The organism is Sphingorhabdus sp., from assembly GCF_029865925.1.
Classification (GTDB): domain Bacteria; phylum Pseudomonadota; class Alphaproteobacteria; order Sphingomonadales; family Sphingomonadaceae; genus Sphingorhabdus_B.
The window spans coordinates 22,894-29,392 of the sequence record NZ_JARXAI010000016.1; the positions used below are offsets into that span (position 1 = coordinate 22,894).

Annotated in this window: 6 protein-coding genes; 3 read left to right on the forward strand and 3 right to left on the reverse strand. The window is 51.6% G+C overall.

Annotated elements, in window-relative coordinates; translation table 11 throughout:
* The first annotated feature begins 26 nt into the window (after positions 1-26).
* Complete coding sequence (locus tag QE270_RS01330; RefSeq protein WP_300034080.1) at positions 27-2,405, forward strand: TonB-dependent receptor plug domain-containing protein; 2,379 nt, start codon at positions 27-29, stop codon at positions 2,403-2,405.
* Between the two features lie 242 nt (positions 2,406-2,647).
* On the opposite strand, the gene QE270_RS01335 is transcribed toward QE270_RS01330, so the two are convergent.
* From QE270_RS01335 to QE270_RS01345, 3 genes are read right to left on the reverse strand one after another with little or no spacing between them, the layout of a single operon-like run.
* On the reverse strand, positions 2,648-3,142 hold the full coding sequence (locus tag QE270_RS01335; protein WP_300034082.1) for a hypothetical protein: 495 nt from the start codon (positions 3,140-3,142) through the stop codon (positions 2,648-2,650).
* Positions 3,139-4,365: a phosphotransferase family protein gene (locus tag QE270_RS01340; RefSeq protein ID WP_300034084.1), complete on the reverse strand. Its 1,227-nt coding sequence runs from the start codon at positions 4,363-4,365 to the stop codon at positions 3,139-3,141. Before QE270_RS01340 ends, QE270_RS01335 begins: the two co-directional genes overlap by 4 nt.
* Positions 4,366-4,379: 14 nt before the next feature.
* Positions 4,380-5,351: a hypothetical protein gene (locus tag QE270_RS01345; protein ID WP_300034086.1), complete on the reverse strand. Its 972-nt coding sequence runs from the start codon at positions 5,349-5,351 to the stop codon at positions 4,380-4,382.
* A 256-nt stretch (positions 5,352-5,607) separates the two neighbouring features.
* On the opposite strand from QE270_RS01345, the gene QE270_RS01350 reads away from it, so the two are divergent.
* Both QE270_RS01350 and QE270_RS01355 read left to right on the forward strand, forming a co-directional pair.
* Positions 5,608-5,778, forward strand: coding sequence for a hypothetical protein (locus QE270_RS01350; protein ID WP_300034088.1), 171 nt, complete (start codon positions 5,608-5,610; stop codon positions 5,776-5,778).
* Between the two features lie 469 nt (positions 5,779-6,247).
* Positions 6,248-6,499 (forward strand): AMP-binding protein (locus QE270_RS01355; protein ID WP_300034090.1); only part of this gene is annotated, 252 nt, incomplete at its 3' end.

Consider the following 6,499-nt stretch of genomic DNA (forward strand, 5'->3'; position numbering starts at 1 on the left):
AACCAGGGCTCAAGGGGGAATGGTCTATGATTAACAATTTTCTGTATAAAACGCTGCTTGTTACAGTTGCAGCGGCGTCGCTGGTGCCGCACACAGCGTTCGCCCAGGCGCAGGATTCGGAAGAAGCCACCCGCGATGAGCAGGACGATGTTATTATTGTGACCGCGCAGCGCCGCGAGGAAAGCTTGCAAGAAACGCCGGTTGCAGTTTCAGTAATCGGCGGCGAAGCCTTGGCTGAGCGATCCATCACTAGCGAAAGCGATCTGCAGACTACTACACCGGGCTTGATTGTGCGCGCGTCTCAAAACTCGAACCAGCTCAATTATGCTATTCGCGGTCAGAACCTTGACGCTTTCAGCAATACCCGCCCTGGCGTTCTGCCATATTTCAATGAAATACAGGTGGGCGGAGCCGGCGGTAGTTCGGCTTTTTATGATCTTCAGTCGGTCCAGGTGTTAAAGGGCCCTCAGGGCACATTGTTCGGCCGCAACGCCACTGGTGGAGCAGTTCTGTTCACTTCTGTAAAACCAAAGAACGAGCTTGGCGTTTATATCGATGCCCGGGTTGGTAACTACGATCTGCGCCAAGTCGAGGGCGCTATTAATGTTCCGTTGGCGGAGGATCGAGTTCTCGCTCGTGTTTCCGGGTTTTACCAACAGCGAGATGGCTATCAGTTAAATCTTTTCAAGAACGAGCGTGCCGGCAATGTCGATCGCTTCGGCGCACGGTTCAGCCTTTACACGAAGTTGTCCGACACGGTCGAGAATGACATCGTTGTCGATTACCTCCATTCAGGTGGCAACAACTCTATCGGCGGGATCTACAGTATCTATCCTACAGGCGCTGTGCCGGTTACCCTGCTCACCAACTTTGGTGATGCCGGAACTTTCAATTTCCTCATAGGTGCCTTTACTGGCCAAGGACCAGTCGCCGGAGCGGCGGCTTCTTATGCCGCAGCAAATCCGCGCCTTGATCGGGGCGGTATCAAATCATATATCAAGACGCAGTTAGCTCGCGGTCCGTACTTAGTAGAATCAGATGGCCCCAACTCATATAAGGGCCGCAATCTGGTTGTCTCGAACATCACTACGATAGACGTAGGCTCCGATGCGAAGATCAAGAATGTTTTAGGCTATACCAGTCTGATAAACGATGTCTTCGGAGATATTGATGGGATCCCTTATGGGATCGATGATAACGGAATTATTGGAAAACGCGATAAAACCGAGCAATTTTCGAACGAGCTTCAATTGCTGGGCGAAGCAGCAGGTGGTCAACTTGAGTATGTTACCGGCGTATATTTCTCGTCGGAAACTAACCGCAACATAACAGGTAGTGATTTATTCAACTTTCCGCTTATTCGCCAACTGCAGATTAATACCTCAAAGACGGGTAGCAAAACTTACGCTGGCTATGCACAAGGCACATATGACCTGTCTGGTGCTACCGGCGTAGAGGGTCTGGCAGTGACGGCAGGCCTGCGCTACACCAGCGAGAAACTGCGAATCCAAATGCTGCCCGATGATCTTTCATTTGACGATTCAGCAGCAGTTCAGGCTACTTACAAGCCAAATCAAAGTAAGACTTACAACAATCTCAGTTGGACATTGGGGGTACAGGATCAGGTCAATTCTGACCTGCTGCTTTACGCGGTTACCCGCCGGAGTTATCGCAACGGCGGTTACAACGGAGTGGTTCGGCCGCGACCAGGCCTTGGGACCGTGGGCGGCAATGGCTATGACGTAGAGACGGTGACTGACGCTGAATTTGGTTTCAAGTTAAGCGGTTCCGGTTCGACCCGGTTCACCTTCAATGGCGCGGTCTATCAAAACTGGATCCAAGATGCGCAGCGGGTGGCCTATACGCTTGTTGGCGGCTCGCCGGCGGCAATTACGGTCAATGTACCGAAGGCGAAGGTCAGGGGTTTGGAGTTTGACGGTACGGTTGAGCCTTCAGATTGGCTGAGCTTGGGTGCTTCGCTGTCTTACACTGATGCTAAATTTACGGATAACAAAGTATCTGTTGCAGGTGGGGCGCCAGTCGCTTTCGGAACATATCCAGATGCGCCTAAATGGTCGGGTTCGGTATTCGGCGTCCTGACTGCTCCAGTCGGCGAAGACATGGAAGCATCGTTGCGCGCCGACTTATATAAGCAGACGTCGACCTCTTTCAGTTCTACCGGCAACCTGAACCAAGGCACTGTCCTGCCATCATATGAGGTTGCCAATTTGCGTTTGGCACTAAAGCATCTTTCCGCGGGCTGGACAGTTGCAGCATTGGTCAAAAACGTCTTCGACAAGACCTACTATGTGGGTGGCGTCGCGCTGGGAGAATTGTTCCAGTTCAATACTGCGGTACCAGGTGATCCTAGAACGTACATGGTCAATATACGGTTCAATTTTTGATCGCACTGTCTAAAACGAATTGATTGTCGCCTCGGAGAGGCGATATCGAATGAGCGCCCGTATATTCGTTACATATGACGAATATACGGGCGAACTCTTTTGGGCTCTGGCTTTGGCCGCTCTTTAATACAGCCTTTGGCTCTCCCCAATAGCTTGGTGATGCTGGCTATTCTGGTATTGATTGGAGGCGTCAATTGGGCAGAACTGCCGAATTGTGAGATGAACAGAAAGTCGGGTGTCGGTTACCAAGCCGCCAAGGGTAAGTTTTCTGGCTGTAATTCAAAACCGAATGAAGCGGTCCATTGTCGATTTTGCGCGATCAGCACGCCAAGTTTCTCAAGGATGACCGCCTCGAGATCCGCCTGATAAGGTTGGCCGACAGCGGCAGCGGACAGAGCTGTGACGTGATCGCGCAATTGGCGGCTAATGGCTTCGATATCAGCGCTGTCCGCCTCAGGGTCGGTCAACACGCCAACACCAGCGGCTATCGCTTTTGCCATATCATCTGGCACACTAACAATCTGAGCCGCGTCTTTCGATAAATCGATCCAACTTCGAAGGTCCATGCGATAGAAACGGCGGGCTTCAGGTAGCCGCGCCTTTACGAAACCTATCGTCGCGATTGAGAGCATCAACTGCTCGATCACATGATTGTCCGCTCCGGAAAGGGCCGGTGCGACAATGTCCTGCAAGGCAGTGAGGACAACCTGTAGCTGAGCATCAAAATCCCGGATCATGTCACAACTCCCAAGTAATAATCGCGAAGGTCAGCCAAGGCGGGATAGCCAAGCCCAACAACATAATTCACCAGAACGTCCTGATGCGTGCCGCGGCTTCGTGAAGCTCGTGCGGACGCTGCCAAGGTCAATATCGCGATCAGATAGCGATTGTAGATATTGAAATAGGCGATCCGCACCGGATCGACGGTTAGGCCGGACGCCTTTTCGTAAGCGGCATAGAGGTCATTCTCTGCCATCATTCCCGATCCCAGAAGGGTCGCTTCATCCTCCGCGAGATGGGCAAATGACGGCATAATGGCATAGGTCAGGTCCTGATGCCGATCGCCTAACGAGGCACCTTCCCAATCGAGCCAGGCTGTTATCTTACCCTGTTCCTCGTCGAAGAGAAAATTGCCACTGCGGTAATCACCGTGAACGATTGAAACATGGTCCAGAGGCGGTGCATTTGCGATCAACCAGCGATAGATGATTTCCATGATCGGTTCTTCCTCGATCCGATCTTCTTCCCAAATACGCCGCATCGAATTGACCTGCCGGATTATGGACTGGTTGCTTCCTACGGTTGGTCGGTCAAAATGCTTCATGCCGTCTATGCATGCCACATCAATCGTATGCAGCTTAGCCAGCAGGCCAACAAATTGCGGCGCCAATTGGGCACGCAGTTTCGGTCCATAATTTTGACCCAATCCGGAAACCTTGCCGGCATCATAGGATGGCTTTGCGGAGCCCGACGCAAACGCATAAACCATTGCGGGATAAGGAAGAAAACTGCCATCTGGATCAACCCAAAAGGCGCGCGGCGCGGGAATGATCCCATTTACCGCATTGATAACTTCGAATTCGCGTGTGCGACTGGACTCGGTGACCGAGGCCGCAGGCTCCATTCGCAGAACCAGCACGTCGGTACGCTCCTCACCATCCGGCTCGGTCCAATCGAGTTCAAACTTCATCTGAATCTTCGAGGCTCCGCCAGACAACCATTTGGCGTTAGATATCTTCACCGGTCGACCAAGACGATCGGAAATTAAATTTGATGTACCTTCGACTAACTGGTTCAGAGTTGCGGCCTCGAAACATTTGCCCGCTTGGCGACGTTTCATCTTGGTGGTCAAGACCCGGTCGATTTCTGGCTCGGTGGGATATCGGTCGCGGATTTGCGCGATTATCGCATCGTTCGGCCGCTGGCGTTGTCCTTCATTGATTATCTCATATTCACCCATCGTCATCTGCTTTCTCAATCATAGAGGTCGTCGGCCATGCTGAGCGAAAGATAATATTGCCCAACAAAGTCAGCGATATGGCTGTGCCCTACCCGGTCTCCGGATGTCCATCGCAACAGACACTGATAGCCCACACTGGAGGGATTGAAATTATACCATGGGCCTGCGGCAATGGTCTGGCCAACAGCCTCATAAACATCGCCTTGATCGTCTTCAAAGCAGACCTTGGCGCTGGTTACGAGCATGTCAGATCGGGTGGCCGTCATTTCGCCGGACAGGAGCGGACGGCGCTCACCGCCCACGAGAACATATCCGTATTTCAGCGAACCATATCGAACCTGACGCCCCTCAATGTCGAGATCGAGCACAAGAAACGCAGTAAGGTCCTCACCAAGATCAACGTGGATCCAACTCGCGCCCTTGTTGCCCCAATCATTCCGTGGACCCCAACTCTTGTTGACCCCTTCAACACAATCAATCGTGTAGCTCTTGCCTCGCAGCTTTAGTGTCCCGACGACTCGGCTTTTGCCTTCGAGGTGGCCATTATTCCAGCCAGCATACCCTTTTACTTCACTATTGCTCGCTTGAGGAACTTGATTGGGATCGCGAGCGTCAGTGGGATCACAAACCGCGGAAGACTTCAACTCCAGCGAACAAAGTCCATCGCGAGATTTATAACTCCACTCTTGCTCGCGCTCCGAGTGCGCTTTGAAGGTCAGGCCGTTGGGAAGGGTGAAGTCAGAAAAATCCTCCGGGCAGCGCATATGCATCTGCGAGTCATTATGGTGAAGCTGCCATGGATGCATACACAATCCCTGATGGATCTCGATTGAGCAATGGCAAACCCCCAAATTTGGGCGGGTGAGCACATAGATATTTCCGCTGATGCCGAGTTCCGGAACCGAAAAGATCTGGAAGACGGTTTCGGTCCAAGTGTCGTCGGTGCTATCCCGCTCATGAAATTTGTAATCTGCAGCTGTAATCATAGGTTCACCCTGGTTTGCATCTAAATCGCGCGAAACACGGGACGCGAAGGTGGGAAATAATCGAAGGCCATTCCGGCCCATTTCATCAAACTGAACGTTTCAGATAATGCCTCAATAAAATTGTCACGAGATACCCTTCCTTAGCCCAAAAAACTCGCATCTGTCTCATTCGGTGAAACTAAAATATCAGTATTAGACTTGCAACGGTTTGGTTCCGATCACTTGAGATTCTATAACTCCCTGAAGGAGACCAATCATGGCGATCAAACATACGGGCGATTTCAAGCAAGAGGCGGTTAGGATTGCACTGAGCAGCTGGTTTCCGCACCGTCGGGTGGCACTCGATTTAGGGGTGGGCCAGTTCAGATGCGCGAACAAGGTATTAACAGCAGCGGTCGAAGATTACGTCATAATCGCGCTTACATGATCGCTGGTCGGTAAACGCCTTGCCGAGGAAGAGTAACCGCCTTTTTATGTTGTCCTGTATGATTTTCACCGCATTCCCTCCTGCGCCGATGATATATAGTAAATACGTTTACCGGAGTATTCACGAAACATTCTTGAGGTAGAGTAACTTCCGACTGCCGTCAAGGCTATCATGATCCCGGATTGGAGCGATTCTCAGCCTGAAGTGGGGTTCGAGTCAATAGCAGCAAGAGTGAATTGACTCGGCCATCTGCGTTTAGTAAATCGATTCATCAAAAGGAAATATGAATGTCCCTTACAACATTGTTCATATCCGTCATAAACGAATGGGATCGGCTGACGCTTACCAACCCAGGCAAAGGTAATCCGATTAACCCTTTTCTATGCTCCGAAATATGTGAAGCGGCGATAAAGGTCTCCGAAAGCTCCCCAGTGCACTGTGTGTCCCAAATTTCAAAGGGTGTTGATTAATGTGGCCTTATCCTGAAATCCGAACGCTGGGCGATTATCCCGATTATTGGGCGCGGCACGACCCGGAACGCACTGCATTCAAAACGATGGGGCGGACCGTTAGCTTCGCCGAGTTTGATCGGCTCGCCAACCGCTCCGCCCATTTTCTGTTAGGCGAAGGCGCACAGGCCGGCCAACTTGTCGGCTATATGGGAAAAAATAGCCTGGATTTTTATGCCGCATTCTTCGGTTGCACACGCACGCGTGCGGGG